Below are 16,656 nucleotides of genomic sequence, written 5' to 3'. Positions count from 1 at the left end.
CTTTGTCGCTTTTTTACTTATAAATGTGTGCATATACAAAGATTCTAGTTTAGAATTGGCGGGTTTAACTCCGTGTAAATGCACGAATTGTTCATTTAAATAATAGAGACAGGATTATGGCTTCTGATTTATCCAAGTACAGAAATATAGGTATCTTCGCCCACGTTGATGCGGGTAAAACCACAACAACTGAGCGTATCCTGAAACTGACCGGTAAAATTCATAAAACTGGTGAGGTTCACGAAGGTGAATCAACTATGGACTTCATGGATCAGGAAGCTGAACGTGGTATTACCATTCAGTCTGCTGCTACCACGTGTGCATGGAAAGGTTACCGTTTAAATGTTATCGATACACCGGGACACGTTGACTTCACTATCGAAGTATATCGTTCATTAAAAGTACTTGACGGTGGTATTGGTGTTTTCTGTGGTAGTGGTGGTGTTGAGCCTCAATCAGAAACTAACTGGCGTTATGCTAACGAATCAGAAGTATCTCGTCTGATATACGTTAACAAACTTGACCGTATGGGTGCAGACTTCTACCGCGTTGTTAAGCAAGTTGAAGATGTTCTTGCTGCCACACCTTTAGTTATGGTTCTGCCAATCGGTATCGAAGATGAGTTCAAAGGTGTTGTTGACCTGTTAACGCGTAAAGCATGGTACTGGCCTGACGAAAAAGATCCTGAAAACTACAGCATTGAAGAGCCACCTGCAGAGATGGCTGACCAGATCGAAGAATGGCGTGAAAAACTTATCGAAACTGCGGTTGAGCAGGACGATGATTTGATGGAAAAATATCTGGAAGGTGAAGAGCCTTCTATTGATGAACTGAAAAAATGTATCCGTAAAGGTACATTAGAATTAGCGTTCTTCCCAACTTACTGCGGTAGCTCGTTCAAAAACAAAGGTCTTCAATTAGTACTAGATGCTGTTGTTGATTACCTGCCTGATCCAACAGAAGTGGATCCACAACCAGAAGTCGATTTAGAAGGTAACGAAACAGGTAAAGTGGCGACTGTTGATATCAATGGTCCACTACGTGCATTGGCATTCAAAATTATGGATGACCGTTTTGGTGCACTGACCTTCGTTCGACTCTACTCTGGTGAAATTCGCAAAGGTGACACCATTCTGAATACCTTCACAGGTAAAACAGAACGCGTTGGTCGTATGGTGGAAATGCATGCGAACGACCGTAACGAGCTTGATTACGCTCACGCGGGTGACATCATCGCTATTGTAGGTATGAAAGATGTTCAAACAGGTCACACATTATGTGATCCGAAGAACGCAGCAACACTTGAACCAATGGTCTTCCCTGATCCTGTTATCTCAATCGCTATTGCACCTAAAGATAAAGGTGCGGCAGAGAAATTAGGTATCGCTCTGGGTAAAATGATTAAAGAAGATCCTTCATTCCGTGTTGAAACCGATGAAGACAGTGGCGAAACCATCATGAAAGGTATGGGTGAGCTGCATTTGGATATCAAAGTAGATATCCTGAAGCGTACTCATGGTGTGGACGTTATCGTTGGTGAACCGCAAGTGGCTTACCGTGAAACTATCACGCAACGTGTGGAAGACAGCTACACGCACAAGAAACAATCAGGTGGTTCTGGTCAGTTCGGTCGCATTGATTACATCATTGAACCAGGTGAACCAGGTAGCGGTTTTGCTTTTGAATCTACAGTAACTGGTGGTACAGTTCCTCGTGAATTCTGGCCTGCTGTTGAGGGTGGCTTCAAGAAAATGATGGGTAGAGGTGTATTAGCCGGCTTCCCATTACTGGACGTTAAAGTGAATTTATTTGATGGTTCATTCCACGCCGTTGACTCATCTGCCATCGCGTTTGAATTAGCCGCAATGGGTGGTTTCCGTCAGTCTATTCCTAAAGCGGGTCCTCAGTTACTTGAGCCGATCATGAAAGTTGACGTGTTTACACCAGAAGATAATGTCGGTGACGTTATTGGTGACTTAAACCGTCGCCGCGGTATGATCAAGTCTCAGGATGCGGGTGCAACTGGTGTCCGTATTAAAGCTGAAGTGCCACTGAGTGAAATGTTTGGTTACATCGGTTCACTACGTACAATGACATCGGGTCGTGGTCAGTTCTCTATGGAGTTCTTACACTACATGCCATGTCCACGTAATGTAGCTGACGAAGTTATCAAAGAAACAAAAGAGCGTGAAGCTGCTAAGAAATAAGTTATTATTTCTAGAGAAAATAAAAAAGGGCTGATTTATCAGCCCTTTTTTTATGCCTTAGATTTAGTTAACTAGACTTTGTATTGGAGATGGAATACGTCCACCGAGTCGAACAAAGCGGTTCTCATGACTACCCATGTTAACAGCCATGACCGGGCCTTCACCTAATAAACCACCATAGACAACATGATCACCGGCTTTCTTGCCTGGCGCAGGAATCAGACGTGCTGCCGTGGTTTTTTTGTTGATAACACCAATGGCCATTTCATCTGCAATAATGGCTGAAATCATCTCTGCAGAGGTGTCACCAGGTATAGCGACCATATCCAAGCCAACAGAACATACGGCTGTCATGGCTTCCAGTTTTTCCAGTGATAATGTGCCATTCACTGCGGAATCAGCAATCGTCAAATCTTCACAAACCGGAATAAAGGCGCCACTGAGTCCGCCGACGTGTGAACTGGCAAACGCACCACCTTTTTTAACCGCATCATTCAACATTGATAAAAAGGCCGTACTACCAGGTGCGCCTATCGCAGGTAAACCGATAGCCTCAAAAATTTCACCGACGCTATCGTTTTTATTCGGCGTAGGGGCGAGTGAAAGATCAACAATACCAAAGGGTAACCCTAATAATTGAGCGACTTCACGGCCAACTAATTCGCCCGCTCTTGTAAGGCGCGCTGCTGTCTGTTTAATCACATCTGCGGCACGACTTAAGTCCATGCCGTCTTCTTCTTCAAGAGCACGTTCCAGGGCCGCTTTGACCACACCTGGGCCACTAACACCGACACTGACAACGGCATCAGCTTCACCAATGCCAAGATAAGCACCGGCCATGAATGGCACGTCTTGCGGGATATTGGCAAACACAACCAGTTTTGCTGCTGCCAGGCCATCGTCTTTTGCTGTCATCTCAGCGGCTTGTTTGATGATGACGCCCATATCTTTGATGGCATCCATATTGATACCGGCACGGGTGCTGGCGACATTGACTGAAGAGCAGACGCGCTGACTCTCAGTTAATGCTTGTGGAATAGCATTGATGAGTGCTCTATCACCATGTGTCATACCTTTTTCCACTAGAGCGGTGAAGCCACCGATAAAGTCGATACCTAATTCTGAGGCAGCTTTATCAAGCGTGAGCGCAATTTCCACCATTTGATCAGAGTTAAAGGGGGCAGCCACTACTCCGATGGGGCTAATAGAAATGCGTTTATTAGCCACTTCGATGCCGTAGCGTCTTTCAATACGGTTACAGGTACTGACAAGATTGCCGGCGATACGGGTGATTTTGTCGTAGATTTTGCGTTTAAAAGTATTAATGTCGTCACTGACACAATCAGCAAGACTGATCCCTACGGTCACAGTACGTAAATCCAGATTTTCTTCACGTACCATTTGTAAGGTAGAAATAATGTCTTTGGGATTAATCATTTTATGTCCTGATATGAACGGGTAAGAATATAACGGCGATTAATTAAGTATATTGCTCACGGAATCAAAAATTTTACGATGTTGCACACTGACTTCCAGATCCAGTCGTTGTGAGATTTCTGCAAGCGCATCACGTAAATCATTCATGATCGTGGCTTTAGGTACATCAATTTCAAATACCATTAAATTATCCATGGGGTTTTTACCACCCTTGAAAATAGCTTGCATATTGGTGATATTCACACCGTGTTTAAACAGTTGTCCAGCCACTTCAGCCACAATGCCCTGACGATCTGGCCCAATAACCGTGACAATATAGGGTTGAACCTCAGGTTTATTTTGATACCAGTCTGATGCTTTTTCATTCCATGGGTGTACACGGATGAATAGCCCCATGTTGTTACAGGCGTTTTCTAATGCTGTTTGAAGTTCTTCAGCCACTTCCTCATGCGGAACATCAACAAGTAATAACGCACCAAAAACAGAGTTGAGCAGCGTTTGACTCAAATTCTCAATATTGCCATTGCGCTGATTAATCACATCTGCAATAACGGCCATAATTCCGGGTTGATCACTTCCCAGAACAGAAATTAATACTTTATTCATTTTTCACCTTAGAGAGGTTTGCAGGATCTAGCGTTATATGATCGCAACATTATTGATCATAGACAAATACAAAAATGCCGGGATAAGTCCCGGCATCAAAAAAAATTCGATTTTGACGTGATGCCTTGATTACAAAAGGCATCATACTCGGTATTAACGCTTGGCAATGATCCATACTGCGTGAACAATACCTGGAATATAGCCGAGAATAGTTAGCAGGATATTTAGCCAGAAAGCACCACCGAAGCCGACTTGTAAGAATACGCCAAGCGGTGGTAACAAAATAGCAATCAGAATTCGTATTAAGTCCATAATAACTCCCTTTTATTGATAGTTGTTTTTCTTACTATGATTGAAACAATGCCGTCCAGATTAAGCTGATAATCCAGCCGACAAAGGCTACCGCCAGGCCAATCATGGTGATTAAGATAAGAATAATAGCGATATTTTCCAGCAGTGTTTTACGATATACCTGCCGGGGTTGTTGCTCATACTCGCTGAGTAGAGCGACATTTCTCCGGTTAGCTTTCCAGACAAAATCAAAGACATCACCAATGACCGGAATAGCACCAAGTGTGGTATCAATTAACATATTGATAGCCATTTTTAACAGAATCATTTTTGGTGCACCTAGCTGATGAGCCTGATAAATAATCACACTGGAAAGCAGGCCACCAATAAAGTCACCAAAGCCAGGAATAAGACCTAGAAATCCGTCAGCGCCGATTTTATAGCCACCGGGTAAGGTGATCGATTCATCTAAAAACCAACTAAGTCGGTGTATAAACCGTGTTCGATTACTCATGTATCTCCATCCTTCGCATCTGGAACAACAACATTCAGGCTATCGCGTTTGAAACGATAGTGTAATGGTGGTTTGAGTTTGATTAACTCCCCATCAACAGCAACAGTAAGCCATTTCTTACGTGAACGCAGGGTCACTTTCACCTCGTCAATAATGGCGTTATCGACAAGCTTTGCTTTTTTTAAGGGATCAATTCCCATTAACATCGCACTAAAAACGAGTTTGATAGCTGACCAGCTACTGTTGCAGCGAATAACGATAAGGTGCAGACCTTCACGGCCACCAGCTTTAACTTGTCCTGCTGATGGGATTTGAAGATCGCGTTCACCGACGCCAACAAACACCAGAGGCGTTTTGATTTTTTGTTCATTCAGAATAATGTGAGTATGGCGAAAATGGTAGAGTCTTCTGATACCTGCCAATATGCTGGCCATCATATATCGCATTTTTCGTTCCAGATATTCACGGGTGCGAACAAAAGTCACATAAGCGCCAACAGAGCTTGTGTTGAGAAATATCTGATCATTAACATAAGCGACATGGGTGCTGGCCACCTTACCATGAGTAGCCAGTTCGATGGCTAAAGAGGTATCGGTCGGAATGGATAAGCGCTGGGCAAAATGGTTGAGCGTGCCACCTGGAATAATGGCCAGTTCAGTTTCTGTACCGGTGATTATCCCAGCGGCTAATGCCAACGTACCATCACCGCCTGAGACGATAATGCGTTTATGACCATCATCAATGGCATTTTGAATAGCCGTTTGCATATCGGTGGCAGATAAGCTGTGGAGAGTAATGCTGTCATATGCTGTTAAGCTGTTTATTACGGCTTCAGCACTACCCGCGTGTTTATTCACAAAAACCGGTATTTTGGTTTCGGGCCTTCTGTTTTGATTAGGCTTCATGCCATTGCCCGTTTTTACGTTGAAAAGTCTGTGACTGAGATAGTTGAAATTCACCTTGCTGCCAATGGTGACGGGTAATAGTCAAACGGTTTTTATCACCTTGAATCACGTTAAAACTATTTGGCGTATCGGGTAGAAGCCTATCTGATGTGGTGGTGCCAGCATGAGAGATGATCATACCGTCAAGCACGTGACAATAATCAATATGCACATGCCCACTGAGTATTAAATCAAGACCACGGCCTTTAAATGATGCTAACGCTTCAACGCGACCGCCGATGAGATGCCTGGCTTCATATTGCGGAGGTAGCCAGAAAGGGTGGTGTGCCACAAGCAGTTGAAGTTGTTGCTGCGGTGCATGACTCATCTGCTGTGTAATTTGTTGTATTTGTGAAGGACTGATTCGCCCTCTGGACCAATCCATATAAAAACCGGCTTTTCTGGCAGTGTTAATACCCATAAGCTGATAGTCTTCTGTTGAAAACTGGGGCTCTAAATCAGACTGAATCCACTTTTTCCAATTACGCCATGGACAGATAAACCGCTCGACAACTCGGAATGTACTGAGATCATGATTGCCGGGAACGATAAAATAAGGTGTATTGAGTGAGCTAAGAAATTCAGCGGCTTGCTGATATTCTTTGGCTGTTGCACGCTGGGTCAGATCACCACTAATGATAATCATCTCGGGTGCTAAGACACGAATACTACGTTTTAAGCCTTCTAAAACATCAGTCAGAATACGTCCAAAGTGTAAGTCGGATATATGTAAAAGTGTTGTCATAGAAGGCTAACCACTAGCTTGTAGGTTTAGTCATGATGTTTGACCAGGCCATGTGTTTTGAGTTGTTTCACGGCTGACTCTTGTGAGAGTAAGGCAATCAACTCAACGGGTTCTAATGTCTTTTCCAGTTGTTGCAGAGAGGAGGCATGTCGAATTTTCCATTCGGCCGTTACTGTCGGTGCATGGAATTCGTCAGGCTTCGGCGCATCAATTAACGGCAACTGAGCCAGATGCCATTTACAGAGTCCGGCATGTTGATCCAGACAAATAAGCGGAGTATCAATAGGCTCTTGTTTAGGCGTGTTGTTAATCTGTTCAAGTAGGCTTTTGACAATGGCGCTAGGACGTTTTTCTTCTGGTGCCCTTAGGAAGCCGAAAATCGTAAAGGGTCTCGCCCGTTTTGCTCCTCCACTTAACCATGAAAGAGGAATAGACAGCATCAGTCCACCGGATATGGGTAACAGCCAATAAAACATTTCGATGCTTAAGCCGTAAGAAATACCTGCCAGGATAAAACCAAACAAGGTATGGCCCCGGTGGGCACGGGTAACTTGTCCTAAACTCAGGGCACCATCATCTCGCGACTGAGGGTTCCAGCCACTGTCTTTGCCCATAAGGATATGACAGACAACACCAAACTGAGCAACCATTAGAATAGGCGCATAGAGTGCCGACATTAACGTTTCAAAAAGCGTACTCAGGGTTAATAAAATTGGTCCGCCAAATTGTCTGCAACGGCGCCAATTCACCAAAGCAGCAAACCAGCCAAACAGTTTTGGTGCCAGAACAATCGCCATAGACACAATAAACAGCTCCAGTGCACGTTCAGCATCAAATACTGGCCAGATAGGGAACAGTGACGGGTTTGCAAAATATTCGGGGCGAACTAACTGAGCCTGAACAGCAATGGCTAAACCGACCATGATTAACGATAACCAGAGCACAGCGCTGAGGTAGGACATCATGCCAGAGAAAATATGCAGTCTGGTTGGAAATGCCAGATCATGCGCAAGCAGAATGCGCCCATGCTGTAAGTTACCCTGACACCAGCGTCTGTCACGCACAATCACATCGGTTAATGACGGAGGTGCTTCTTCATAAGAGTGTTGAATATCGGTATCAAATCTGACGCCCCAGCCTGCACGTCGAAGCAGCGCTGCTTCTATAAAGTCATGACTGAGGATATGACCACCAAAAGGGGCTTTACCGGGTAATATCGGTAATGAGCATGATTCAGCAAACGCTTGAGTGCGAATAATGGCGTTGTGACCCCAAAAGTTGGAAGACAATCCATGCCATGCGGCCAGGCCTTCAGCGTAAATAGGACCGAAACAGTGATTGGCAAATTGTTGTAACTTGCCATACAGGCTACTGGCGCTAATTAAAGTGGGTAGCGTCTGGATTAAGCCAACACCGGGCGCTGCTGCCAGTCTGCGAGATAATGTGAGCATGCTTTGTGCACTCATCAAGCTATCTGCATCCAGCACGATCATCGCTTCATATGCGCCACCCCAGTTAGTGACCCAATGCGCAATATTACCGGCCTTACGCTCCTGATTATTGGCACGGCGGCGATAATAAACCGGGCAGTTTTCATCCTGGGTTTCAAATAATTCAATAAACGCTTTTTCTTCTGCCAGCCAGGCATTGGCTTGATTGGTGTCACTTAATATAAAAAAAGCATATTTACCGGGTGCCTGTTTTAATAAATCTTCACGCATGGCTTTTATTGCTGCCACAATTCGGCCGGGTTCTTCTTTATAGACGGGAAATAAAATGGCCGTTTTGAAGGCGGGATCGGTCTCGGCTTTTTTAATAAGGCGTGGTTTGAGATTAATTAAAAACCCCAATAATGCCTGCGAGAAAGCAAATGATATCCAGATAAAGTTCAAACTGAACAAAAACAAAAACACCCACTGTAATGACGTAATGCTATTGGTGCTGAGCACGCCATGCATTTCGATAATACCGTAGCTGGATAAGCCAACCGTGACCAATAAAATAAATAACCGTGAAAAAACAGTACTTAATGAATAAAAAAAGGAGACTGAATTTTGACGTAAGGCTTGACCGCGTTCATTAACACGGTGACGTGGCATATCTAGTGGTGCGCGCTCAGGTAAAACTTTATGTGCTTTCATTATTCGCCTGTAAATAGACCTGGCTTAATCCAACGATATAGCCATGTTTCGCTGATAGGAATATTTTTATTCATTAATTGCAATCGTAATTCGGCAACATCTGCATTTTCCGGATTGAAGGTCAAAAATACACGAGCGCCGTCGATATTAGGGTTAGCTATCAGCTTTGTTTTAACAACTTTTCCATGATTGCTGGATGCATTAATGCTCAGCGTTTTCAATTGTTCGGCACTAATGTGACTAAAATCGATAATCATCACTCTGTTGCCATCTTCTGACGATTGTCCTTTGGCACTGCGCACAATCTTTGTTTTGCCGGGCATTGGATTGATATCGTTTAACCAGATAAGACGGTAGTTGTAACTAAAGGTCTGGCCTTTTTTTAATCCGCCTTCCGGGCGCCAGTAAGCCACAATATTGTCATTACTATCCGCATTAGAAGGAATTTCAAATAGTTGAACCTGACCTTTACCCCAGTCTTCAATAGGCTCTACCCATAAAGAAGGGCGAAGTTCATAATGTGCTTCTAAATCCTGATAATTCACAAACTGACGATCACGCTGAATCAGTCCAAATCCTTTGGTATGTTCATCCATAAAGCCACTGATCTGTAGTGAACTAGGGTTATTCAGGGGGCGCCATAAATGTTCGTTATTCCCTGTGGTGATGGCCAATGCTTGTGAATTATGCACTTCTGGCCGGTAATCCGTTGATTTCGCAGGCACCATCCCGCCATGTAGGAACATTGAGGTCAGCGGTGCTAGACCAATATGTGGGATATCAGCACGTGGAAATAGAGTAACTTTGACATCCATATGGGTGGGATCATCAGGATAAATCCCAAAACGGTATGCGCCGGTGACACTTTTACTATTAAGTAGGGCATGAACAACGATCGCTTTTTGCTCTCTGCCTGGCCGTTCTATCCAGAAGTGAGTGAACGTAGGGTGTTCTTCACCTTTGGGCTCTGCTACATCAATGGCTAAACCTCTGGCTGAAATGCCGTAAAGCTGACCTTTTGAGACGGCTCTGAAGTAGCTGGCACCCTGAAAAATAATGAACTCATTTTTATCCTGACTATTATTAAGCGGGTAGTGCAGACGGAATCCAGCATACTTCCCAACTTGAGCGAGCGCTTTGGCAATTTCCGGATTAGGTACCTTGAACGAAGATTCGGTGACATTAATTGGTACACTTTTTCCACTTTCAACAATATCAATATTCACCAGGTTCTTATATAAAAAACCGGGAGCAAATAGTTGGATAGAAAAGGGGGAGGGTGAGTTACCCCAAATAGCGGCATGTTGCTGGAAGCGAATTTTCTGATAGGTCTCGGCATCCAGGCGGGTAAGTGAAATGGGCGCTTGTTTAGGAAGCTTATAGGGCTCCTTGGCTAATTTTTTGGCTAAATCAAGCACTGTTTGATGACTGAACTTTGCGTCTTTGACATTCTCAGCTGATGCCAGGCTGGACAGGCTAAAGAAAAGCAAAAAAGCACACAATCCTGCTTTAATGAGAGCAGATAGAGATGGATATAGATGATTCACAGTCATCACGCTGTATTGTCTCCTTGATGAGATAATCTGAATACTAATGGCGTACCAACTGATGTATGAATTGACTCATGACCGTGAAGTATTGTCCACGACAGAGAATTCAATGCAATGTCATAGGTTAAAGTCAGTCAATCATTTCTGCATCAGCTGCCAGAGCATCCACCAACTGTTGCATATCATCAGGTAAATCGATTTGCCATGACACTTCTTCGCCAGTCGTTGGATGGATAAAGCCAAGTAAACCGGCATGTAACGCTTGTCTGCGGAAATTCTGAATGACTTCTCGGCAAGACTCGGTCATGCCTTTTGCCTGTTTAAATCGGCCCCCGTAAACCGGATCTCCTAAAAGAGGGTGTCTAATATGAGCCATGTGTACGCGGATCTGATGCGTGCGACCGGTTTCAAGCTTGCACTTAATCAAGGTATGCGCACGATAACGTTGTTCAACACGATAGTGGGTCACTGAAGGTTTCCCTGTTGCGCTGACTGCCATTCTTTTGCGATCAATACCATGACGACCAATTGCTTCATCAACAGTTCCTCCGGCGGTGAAAACACCACAGGCGACAGCCAGATATTCACGTTTAACGCTACGAGCCTGAAGCTGGGAAACCAGTGAGTTATGCGCAGTTAAGGTTTTGGCGATCATCAATAAGCCGGTTGTGGCTTTATCGATTCGATGCACGATGCCGGCACGAGGAATATTGGCCAGTTGTGGCGCATGGGCTAATAACGCATTGACTAGGGTGCCTTGGTGATTTCCAGCGCCGGGGTGTACGACCATACCCGCTGGTTTATTGATAATGATGACATCGTCATCTTCGTAGATGATATCTAAAGCAATTGTTTCAGCCAGCCAGCTTTCATCCTGGACTTGCAGTTCTGTACCGATAGTGACTTTCTCACCACCCTGAATACTTTCCTTAGGTTTAAGTAACTGCCCATTGACCAGCACATCACCGGCTTTAAGCCACTTTGTCAGTTGTCCGCGTGAATATTCGGGAAACATTTTGGCGAGCGCCTGATCGATGCGCATACCCATCAATTCATCCGGAATGATATCTTCTAATTGAATTTTTTCTGACATGGAAACTTAGCTGATGATTAAAGCGACATTATAACGTAGGCTTATAACTGGCGTTGGATTATGGAGACAAAAATGCGTTTTTCTCATTTTATGGTAGCTGGGATTATGTTGATTTCAATTCATACTGCACAGGCTGATCCCCGTAATGTCGCGTTATTGGCATCTGCATGTGCTGTTTGTCATGGTACCAATGGTCATAGTCAGGGAGGAACGCCTAGCCTCACTGGCTTAAACAAAAATTATTTTGTTCAGCAAATGCTGGCTTTCAAGCATGGGCAGCGAGAGGCGACTGTCATGACACAGCATGCCGCTGGCTATACTGAGCAAGAGATTCGTTTGCTGGCGCAGTATTTTTCAGAGCAGAAATAATCAGCGAGGCTGACATTGGGGGCAGAAATAAGTAGCTCTTTGCGCTTGCCTGATACTGCTTATCGGGGTGTGGCAGCGTAAGCAGGCTTGTCCTTCCCGTCCATAGACGTGGAGTTCTTGTGCGAAATATCCCGGATTGCCATCACTTTTTCTGAAATCACGTAAGGTTGTTCCTCCTGCGAGCAAGGCTTTTTCCAATACTTTTTTGATGGCATCGACTAATTCAGCAAGTTGTTTTTTGCTGATTTTACCGGCAGCAGTACTCGGGTGAATGCCCGCCATAAAAAGGGCTTCATTAGCATAGATATTACCGACGCCGACCACCACTTCACCATTCATAATAAATGTTTTTATAGGGCTGGTCCGACCTTTGGCACGCTGATGAAGATAGTTAAGATCAAAGGCATCTGACAAAGGCTCTGGCCCTAAATGGGCAATGAGTGGATGGTGTTCATATGATTTCTCTGTCCATAAAACGGCACCAAAGCGGCGTGGGTCGGTAAACCTCAACACATAACCGTTGTGAAAAAAGATATCGACATGATCATGTTTATTGATGTTGTTATCATTATCGAGCACACGTAAACGTCCGGACATACCTAGATGGATTATCAAGGTGCCGGTGTCACAGTGTAAGAGTAAATATTTTGCTCGGCGCTCAATTGTGTGCACAGTTTGATCTTTTACGATGGATTCCAGCCCTTCAGGAATCGGCCAGCGTAATCCGCGATGACGCACCACCATTTTGGTAATGGACTGGTTTTTAATAAAGGGCTGAATACCACGCCGAGTGGTTTCTACTTCAGGTAGTTCAGGCATAGTCGATTAATTTGTTTGAGTCGGTGTGTCCGGCAACAACTGCGTGCTCATTGCCATAGGGAAAATATATTCCAAACCTGAGTCTGGATTAATCAGAGTAAGATTATTATCTGTGGTTTGCAGGATAAGAGAAACAGGCTGTTGCTGATCCTTGAGCCATACGCGTATTTGAGGACTAGGCAACGCAGTTAAAGCCTCTGGCGCGAGTTTTCTTACCTGAGTGGCGTAGGCAAACTGCCAGCCATCTATCAGTATTTTTAATTGGTCAGCCGTGAGTTTTTTATCATCGCTATGCCATTGCCCATCGACATTATCAATCTGAACTATATCTGAGTTACTCAGTGAGTGGGGAAGGCTGAGTTTTTCAATCGTATTATTTTCAGTAATCAGTCTGTTATCAATAAAACTATCAGCACTTGCTGTTAATAAAGGGGTGACATCATCCTCAATCAGATAAATCATATGCTGATATAGAACATAACGTCGTTTGCTGATTGATTCCACATCACCAAAAGCAAAACTCTCATTATTCATGCTGACAATGACGGCGGGTGTATTCAGACCAAACTGGGCAAGTGATGAAGTGTCCATTGGCTGAAACTCGCCATGCACCGGCGTTTTTAACAAGCTCAGAATAAGATTAATACGAGTTTGACTCACCGGGGCAGGGTAAGGCGACATCAGTTGCCAGGACTGATTATTGCGTATTAGTTTTATATCGTCTTTTTGACGTTGTTGGATATCAATCGTGTTGATATCTTCTGGATTTAAAGAGGTTAATAACTGAACTGAGTTGTCAGCTTGCTTGTTAGTGTTATGTTGCGAAAACCAGAACAACCCGACAACTAATAACAATAAAATGAAGTTTGTAAAATAGCTGCTTTTCATCGACGTTTTCTCCGCCACCACAAGGTCAGCCCGATAGTGAGGAGGAGTAATGGCACAGCAAATAAAAAGCCAAAACCAATAATAATAGATTGTGTTTTTGATAAGGTAAGCTGCGTGCCGATACTGGTTTTTATCGGAATAGAAATGAGACCATCATCTTCAACTAACCAATTAATCAGCGCCATACCTAAGTCCAGATTGGCAGCGTTACCGATATAACTATTGGCGACAAAGTCGGCATCACCAATAACCGCGATGCGCTGTTGCTGACTATCGTCCTTTTCTGTATCACGGTCAATTAGCATGCCGAGTGAAACCGGGCCTGATACATCAGCACCCTCGTTATATTTTTGCTGGCTAAGATTGGCTTGTGTAATGGGTGTTGATTCTACCCAGGCGTTAGGCTGACTGTTGAGCAAATTAATGTAGTGCCACGGACTTTCTGTGTTTTCATCACGTTTTTGTATGGCTGTCGCTTCTGCCAATAAGGTCACGCTTTTCACTGCCTGCCCGACAGGATGGTTCGCATAATCAGTAATCAGAACAAATCTTGGATCTTGAATTCCCAGCATGCTGGAGTTGGGATCGAGAATCGTGCCCGGCACGAATTCAATGCCTAACTGCTCAGCTAAAGGCGCTAATGATTTTGTCTGAGTCGGGTCGGCTAACCATAAGAGGTTACCGCCTTTATCTAAATAGTCACGAACGATTTTGATTTCACCTGGAAGCCATTCTTTTTCTGGGCTGGCAATGACTAAGGCCGCTGTATTATCTGGTAGTTCGGGCGCTTCCAGAAGATTCTGTGACCGAAGTTTTATACCCTGACTTTCCAAGTTTTTCGCCAGTGTGTCGAGGCCAAAATCACTTCTGTCATAAGGGCTTCTCTCACCATGACCTTCGATAAATACTAACCAGGGTTGCGATTGTCTGGAGACAGTGACAATGGCATTGGTCAGTGATTGTTCCGAGAGATCAAATACATGCTGATTTTGTTCACCACGGCTGATGACCATTTCGCCTTGCTGTTGAATATTAAATTGTCTGACTATATCCGGTGAGAAGCTGGGATCAACAAACTGGATTTTCAGTTTATCGCTGTGTTGTTGATAACGTTGTAGCAACTCAACGATAGCTGAACGGTACTCATAGTCAGGGCTAACAAAGACCTGGATAGTGATGCTATCTTTTAAATTATGGAGAATAGTTAAACTGGTGTCAGATAAGGTATGCCGATGATTCTGAGTCCAGTCAAACTGTTTATTAGTTGAAATAGACAGCTGACTCAATAAGACCACAGCTGCAATTAATAAGGCATAGAAAACGATTTGCTGAAAACGAATCAGGTGTTGTGCGCGTTTGGTGATTTTCATTAGTCTAAACGCTCTCTATCCAGTCGACGTACAGTCAATAATAGAAAAGCCGCAATAATGATTAAAAAGTAGCTGATATCTTGTGTATTGATTTGTCCCTGAATCATCGGTTCAAAGTGCTTTAGCAGGGATAACCAACTAAACAGTGAGAATTCGGTGGTGCTGTGGCTTGCCCAATCGATAATCCAGAATAAAAAGAGAATGGCAAACGTACTGATGGCCGCGATAGTTGGCTGTCTGGTCAGACTGGACATATAAATACCAACGGCGGTAAAGCTGGCAACTAATAAAACAAGCCCTAGTACACCGGCGCTTAACTGATAAAAATCTAGTGTGGTGCCAACAGCCAATGAACAAATCATGAATACCGTGAGCAATGTCATTAATAGGAAAAAGGTTAAGGTACCAAAGAATTTTCCAAGCACAATATCGAATATGCTGAGTGGCGCTGATGAAAGCAAAGGCAAGGTCTCGTTTCGTCTTTCTTCAGCAAGGGTGCGCATCGTTAATAATGGGCTGATAAGCAAAGCAATAATTGCGGCATTACTCAACAGAGGCATAGCAATAAGTTCTGTCACACCGGGAGCACCTGGAATAGCAGAAATTCGACTCTGGATGCTGTTGAAATAATCCATATGCGTTAAAAACAGGTAAGCCAGCAATAACTGACTCAACGCTAACATCACCCAGGCAAGTGGTGATAAAAACAAGCGATGTAATTCATTACGAGCAATGTTAAGCATGGGCATCTTCTTCACGAATAATTTTCATAAAGACATCTTCTAAAGAATGCTGCTCTGGTATTAATGACCTTAACGGCCAGTTATTTTCAACAGCACTTTTTAATAGGGCTTGTGTTGGGTTTTGCTCAGGAAGATACGTCACTCTGTAGCGATGACTATCCATTTTTTCTACATCGATCACACCAGGAAGTGAAGTCAGAGATTGTTGCCCAATACTTTGCGAAAAACCAACAACAATAGCGGTAGATTGCATTTGCTCAGTAAGCTTTTGCAGACTGTCATTAAATAATAACTGGCCTTTTGAAATGATCTGCACCCGGTCACATAACATCTGCACCTCAGGCAGAATATGGGTAGACAGGATAACGCTGTGTTCATTGGCAATATCGCGGATAAGCTGACGTATTTCACGAATTTGTATAGGGTCCAGTCCCGATGTCGGTTCGTCCAGTATCACTACGGCTGGTGAGTGAATAATCGCTTGAGCAATACCAACACGTTGTTGAAACCCTTTTGATAGATTAGCAATCAAGCGCTTACTGACATCAGCCAGGCCACAACGTTCAATCACATTGTCGACAGCGGTTTTTTGCTGCTTTTTAGCTATGCCATTCAGGCGGGCGCAGAACTGTAAAAATTCGCTGACAGTATGCTCTTTGTATAGTGGTGGTGTTTCGGGCAGATAGCCAATGCAGGCTTTGGCCTGTTTAGGATTATCCAGTAAATCAATGCCGTTAATGATTATCTGTCCATTATCAGGAGCAAGGTTGCCGGTCAGCATACGCATGGTGGTACTTTTTCCGGCGCCGTTTGGTCCCAAAAAACCAAGTACCTCACCTTGTTTGATATTAAAACTGACGTTGTTAACAGCTGCAGTATCGCCGAAAAAACGGGATAGTTCTTTCGCTTCGAGTAAGAGTATGGGATCAATCATTTACA

The 16,656-nt window shown here is 43.9% G+C and carries 16 protein-coding genes; 2 read left to right on the top strand and 14 right to left on the bottom strand.

Annotation, left to right across the window (positions count from 1 at the left end):
* The first annotated feature begins 116 nt into the window (after positions 1–116).
* On the top strand, positions 117–2,207 hold the full coding sequence (gene fusA, locus QQL60_RS08365) for an elongation factor G (RefSeq protein ID WP_007146546.1): 2,091 nt from the start codon (positions 117–119) through the stop codon (positions 2,205–2,207).
* A gap of 63 nt (positions 2,208–2,270) precedes the next feature.
* Here the strand turns inward: fusA and QQL60_RS08360 are convergent, their stop codons facing one another.
* From QQL60_RS08360 to rluD, 9 genes are all read right to left on the bottom strand, one after another.
* The gene (locus QQL60_RS08360; protein ID WP_007146545.1) at positions 2,271–3,644 is read right to left on the bottom strand and encodes a PFL family protein; all 1,374 of its coding nucleotides are present in this window, start codon (positions 3,642–3,644) and stop codon (positions 2,271–2,273) included.
* Positions 3,645–3,683: 39 nt separating this feature from the next.
* Positions 3,684–4,250: a glycine cleavage system transcriptional repressor gene (locus QQL60_RS08355; RefSeq protein WP_284723027.1), complete on the bottom strand. Its 567-nt coding sequence runs from the start codon at positions 4,248–4,250 to the stop codon at positions 3,684–3,686.
* Positions 4,251–4,403: 153 nt separating this feature from the next.
* Positions 4,404–4,562: a YqaE/Pmp3 family membrane protein gene (locus QQL60_RS08350; RefSeq protein ID WP_007146542.1), complete on the bottom strand. Its 159-nt coding sequence runs from the start codon at positions 4,560–4,562 to the stop codon at positions 4,404–4,406.
* Positions 4,563–4,596: 34 nt separating this feature from the next.
* Positions 4,597–5,055 (bottom strand): DUF4112 domain-containing protein, encoded by a 459-nt coding sequence (locus QQL60_RS08345; protein WP_007146541.1) that lies wholly within the window; start codon positions 5,053–5,055, stop codon positions 4,597–4,599.
* On the bottom strand, positions 5,052–5,960 hold the full coding sequence (locus tag QQL60_RS08340; RefSeq protein ID WP_007146540.1) for a diacylglycerol/lipid kinase family protein: 909 nt from the start codon (positions 5,958–5,960) through the stop codon (positions 5,052–5,054). Before QQL60_RS08340 ends, QQL60_RS08345 begins: the two co-directional genes overlap by 4 nt.
* A complete protein-coding gene (locus QQL60_RS08335) occupies positions 5,950–6,744 on the bottom strand; it encodes a metallophosphoesterase family protein (protein WP_284723026.1) in 795 nt (264 codons plus the stop codon). The genes QQL60_RS08340 and QQL60_RS08335 overlap by 11 nt, the downstream gene beginning before the upstream one ends.
* A gap of 26 nt (positions 6,745–6,770) precedes the next feature.
* Entirely contained in the window at positions 6,771–8,885 is a 2,115-nt protein-coding gene (gene mdoH, locus QQL60_RS08330; RefSeq protein WP_007146538.1) for a glucans biosynthesis glucosyltransferase MdoH, read from the bottom strand.
* Positions 8,885–10,438 carry a glucan biosynthesis protein G gene (locus QQL60_RS08325; protein ID WP_040576604.1) on the bottom strand — a complete coding sequence of 518 codons (1,554 nt, stop codon included), beginning with the start codon at positions 10,436–10,438 and terminating at the stop codon, positions 8,885–8,887. Before QQL60_RS08325 ends, mdoH begins: the two co-directional genes overlap by 1 nt.
* Before the next feature lie 127 nt (positions 10,439–10,565).
* Positions 10,566–11,528 carry a 23S rRNA pseudouridine(1911/1915/1917) synthase RluD gene (rluD, locus tag QQL60_RS08320; protein ID WP_007146536.1) on the bottom strand — a complete coding sequence of 321 codons (963 nt, stop codon included), beginning with the start codon at positions 11,526–11,528 and terminating at the stop codon, positions 10,566–10,568.
* Positions 11,529–11,600: 72 nt separating this feature from the next.
* On the opposite strand from rluD, the gene QQL60_RS08315 reads away from it, so the two are divergent.
* A complete protein-coding gene (locus tag QQL60_RS08315) occupies positions 11,601–11,897 on the top strand; it encodes a c-type cytochrome (RefSeq protein WP_284723025.1) in 297 nt (98 codons plus the stop codon).
* On the opposite strand, the gene mutM is transcribed toward QQL60_RS08315, so the two are convergent.
* From mutM to QQL60_RS08290, 5 genes are read right to left on the bottom strand one after another with little or no spacing between them, the layout of a single operon-like run.
* Positions 11,898–12,716: a bifunctional DNA-formamidopyrimidine glycosylase/DNA-(apurinic or apyrimidinic site) lyase gene (gene mutM, locus QQL60_RS08310; RefSeq protein ID WP_007146534.1), complete on the bottom strand. Its 819-nt coding sequence runs from the start codon at positions 12,714–12,716 to the stop codon at positions 11,898–11,900.
* Positions 12,717–12,722: 6 nt separating this feature from the next.
* Complete coding sequence (locus QQL60_RS08305; RefSeq protein WP_007146533.1) at positions 12,723–13,604, bottom strand: DUF4340 domain-containing protein; 882 nt, start codon at positions 13,602–13,604, stop codon at positions 12,723–12,725.
* Entirely contained in the window at positions 13,601–14,974 is a 1,374-nt protein-coding gene (locus QQL60_RS08300) for a GldG family protein (RefSeq protein ID WP_007146532.1), read from the bottom strand. The genes QQL60_RS08305 and QQL60_RS08300 overlap by 4 nt, the downstream gene beginning before the upstream one ends.
* Positions 14,974–15,717 (bottom strand): ABC transporter permease subunit, encoded by a 744-nt coding sequence (locus tag QQL60_RS08295; protein ID WP_007146531.1) that lies wholly within the window; start codon positions 15,715–15,717, stop codon positions 14,974–14,976. Before QQL60_RS08295 ends, QQL60_RS08300 begins: the two co-directional genes overlap by 1 nt.
* Positions 15,710–16,651, bottom strand: a complete 942-nt coding sequence (locus tag QQL60_RS08290; RefSeq protein ID WP_007146530.1) for an ABC transporter ATP-binding protein — start codon at positions 16,649–16,651, stop codon at positions 15,710–15,712. The genes QQL60_RS08295 and QQL60_RS08290 overlap by 8 nt, the downstream gene beginning before the upstream one ends.
* Positions 16,652–16,656: the final 5 nt, after the last annotated feature.

The sequence above is a fragment of the Methylophaga thalassica genome, from assembly GCF_030159795.1.
Taxonomy (GTDB): domain Bacteria; phylum Pseudomonadota; class Gammaproteobacteria; order Nitrosococcales; family Methylophagaceae; genus Methylophaga; species Methylophaga thalassica.
The sequence above is the reverse complement of the archived record's forward strand: the minus strand, read 5'-3'. Positions and strand labels throughout refer to the sequence as shown.

What these genes read in the sequence shown, in the direction of transcription:
- QQL60_RS08355 (WP_284723027.1), bottom strand. Translation starts at nt 4,250, where the DNA reads ATGAATAAAGTATTAATTTCTGTTCTGGGAAGTGATCAACCCGGAATT.
- QQL60_RS08300 (WP_007146532.1), bottom strand. Translation starts at nt 14,974, where the DNA reads ATGAAAATCACCAAACGCGCACAACACCTGATTCGTTTTCAGCAAATC.
- QQL60_RS08350 (WP_007146542.1), bottom strand. Translation starts at nt 4,562, where the DNA reads ATGGACTTAATACGAATTCTGATTGCTATTTTGTTACCACCGCTTGGC.
- QQL60_RS08325 (WP_040576604.1), bottom strand. Translation starts at nt 10,438, where the DNA reads ATGACTGTGAATCATCTATATCCATCTCTATCTGCTCTCATTAAAGCA.
- QQL60_RS08345 (WP_007146541.1), bottom strand. Translation starts at nt 5,055, where the DNA reads ATGAGTAATCGAACACGGTTTATACACCGACTTAGTTGGTTTTTAGAT.
- QQL60_RS08305 (WP_007146533.1), bottom strand. Translation starts at nt 13,604, where the DNA reads ATGAAAAGCAGCTATTTTACAAACTTCATTTTATTGTTATTAGTTGTC.
- QQL60_RS08360 (WP_007146545.1), bottom strand. Translation starts at nt 3,644, where the DNA reads ATGATTAATCCCAAAGACATTATTTCTACCTTACAAATGGTACGTGAA.
- rluD (WP_007146536.1), bottom strand. Translation starts at nt 11,528, where the DNA reads ATGTCAGAAAAAATTCAATTAGAAGATATCATTCCGGATGAATTGATG.
- QQL60_RS08315 (WP_284723025.1), top strand. Translation starts at nt 11,601, where the DNA reads ATGCGTTTTTCTCATTTTATGGTAGCTGGGATTATGTTGATTTCAATT.
- mutM (WP_007146534.1), bottom strand. Translation starts at nt 12,716, where the DNA reads ATGCCTGAACTACCTGAAGTAGAAACCACTCGGCGTGGTATTCAGCCC.
- QQL60_RS08295 (WP_007146531.1), bottom strand. Translation starts at nt 15,717, where the DNA reads ATGCTTAACATTGCTCGTAATGAATTACATCGCTTGTTTTTATCACCA.
- mdoH (WP_007146538.1), bottom strand. Translation starts at nt 8,885, where the DNA reads ATGAAAGCACATAAAGTTTTACCTGAGCGCGCACCACTAGATATGCCA.
- QQL60_RS08335 (WP_284723026.1), bottom strand. Translation starts at nt 6,744, where the DNA reads ATGACAACACTTTTACATATATCCGACTTACACTTTGGACGTATTCTG.
- QQL60_RS08340 (WP_007146540.1), bottom strand. Translation starts at nt 5,960, where the DNA reads ATGAAGCCTAATCAAAACAGAAGGCCCGAAACCAAAATACCGGTTTTT.
- fusA (WP_007146546.1), top strand. Translation starts at nt 117, where the DNA reads ATGGCTTCTGATTTATCCAAGTACAGAAATATAGGTATCTTCGCCCAC.
- QQL60_RS08290 (WP_007146530.1), bottom strand. Translation starts at nt 16,651, where the DNA reads ATGATTGATCCCATACTCTTACTCGAAGCGAAAGAACTATCCCGTTTT.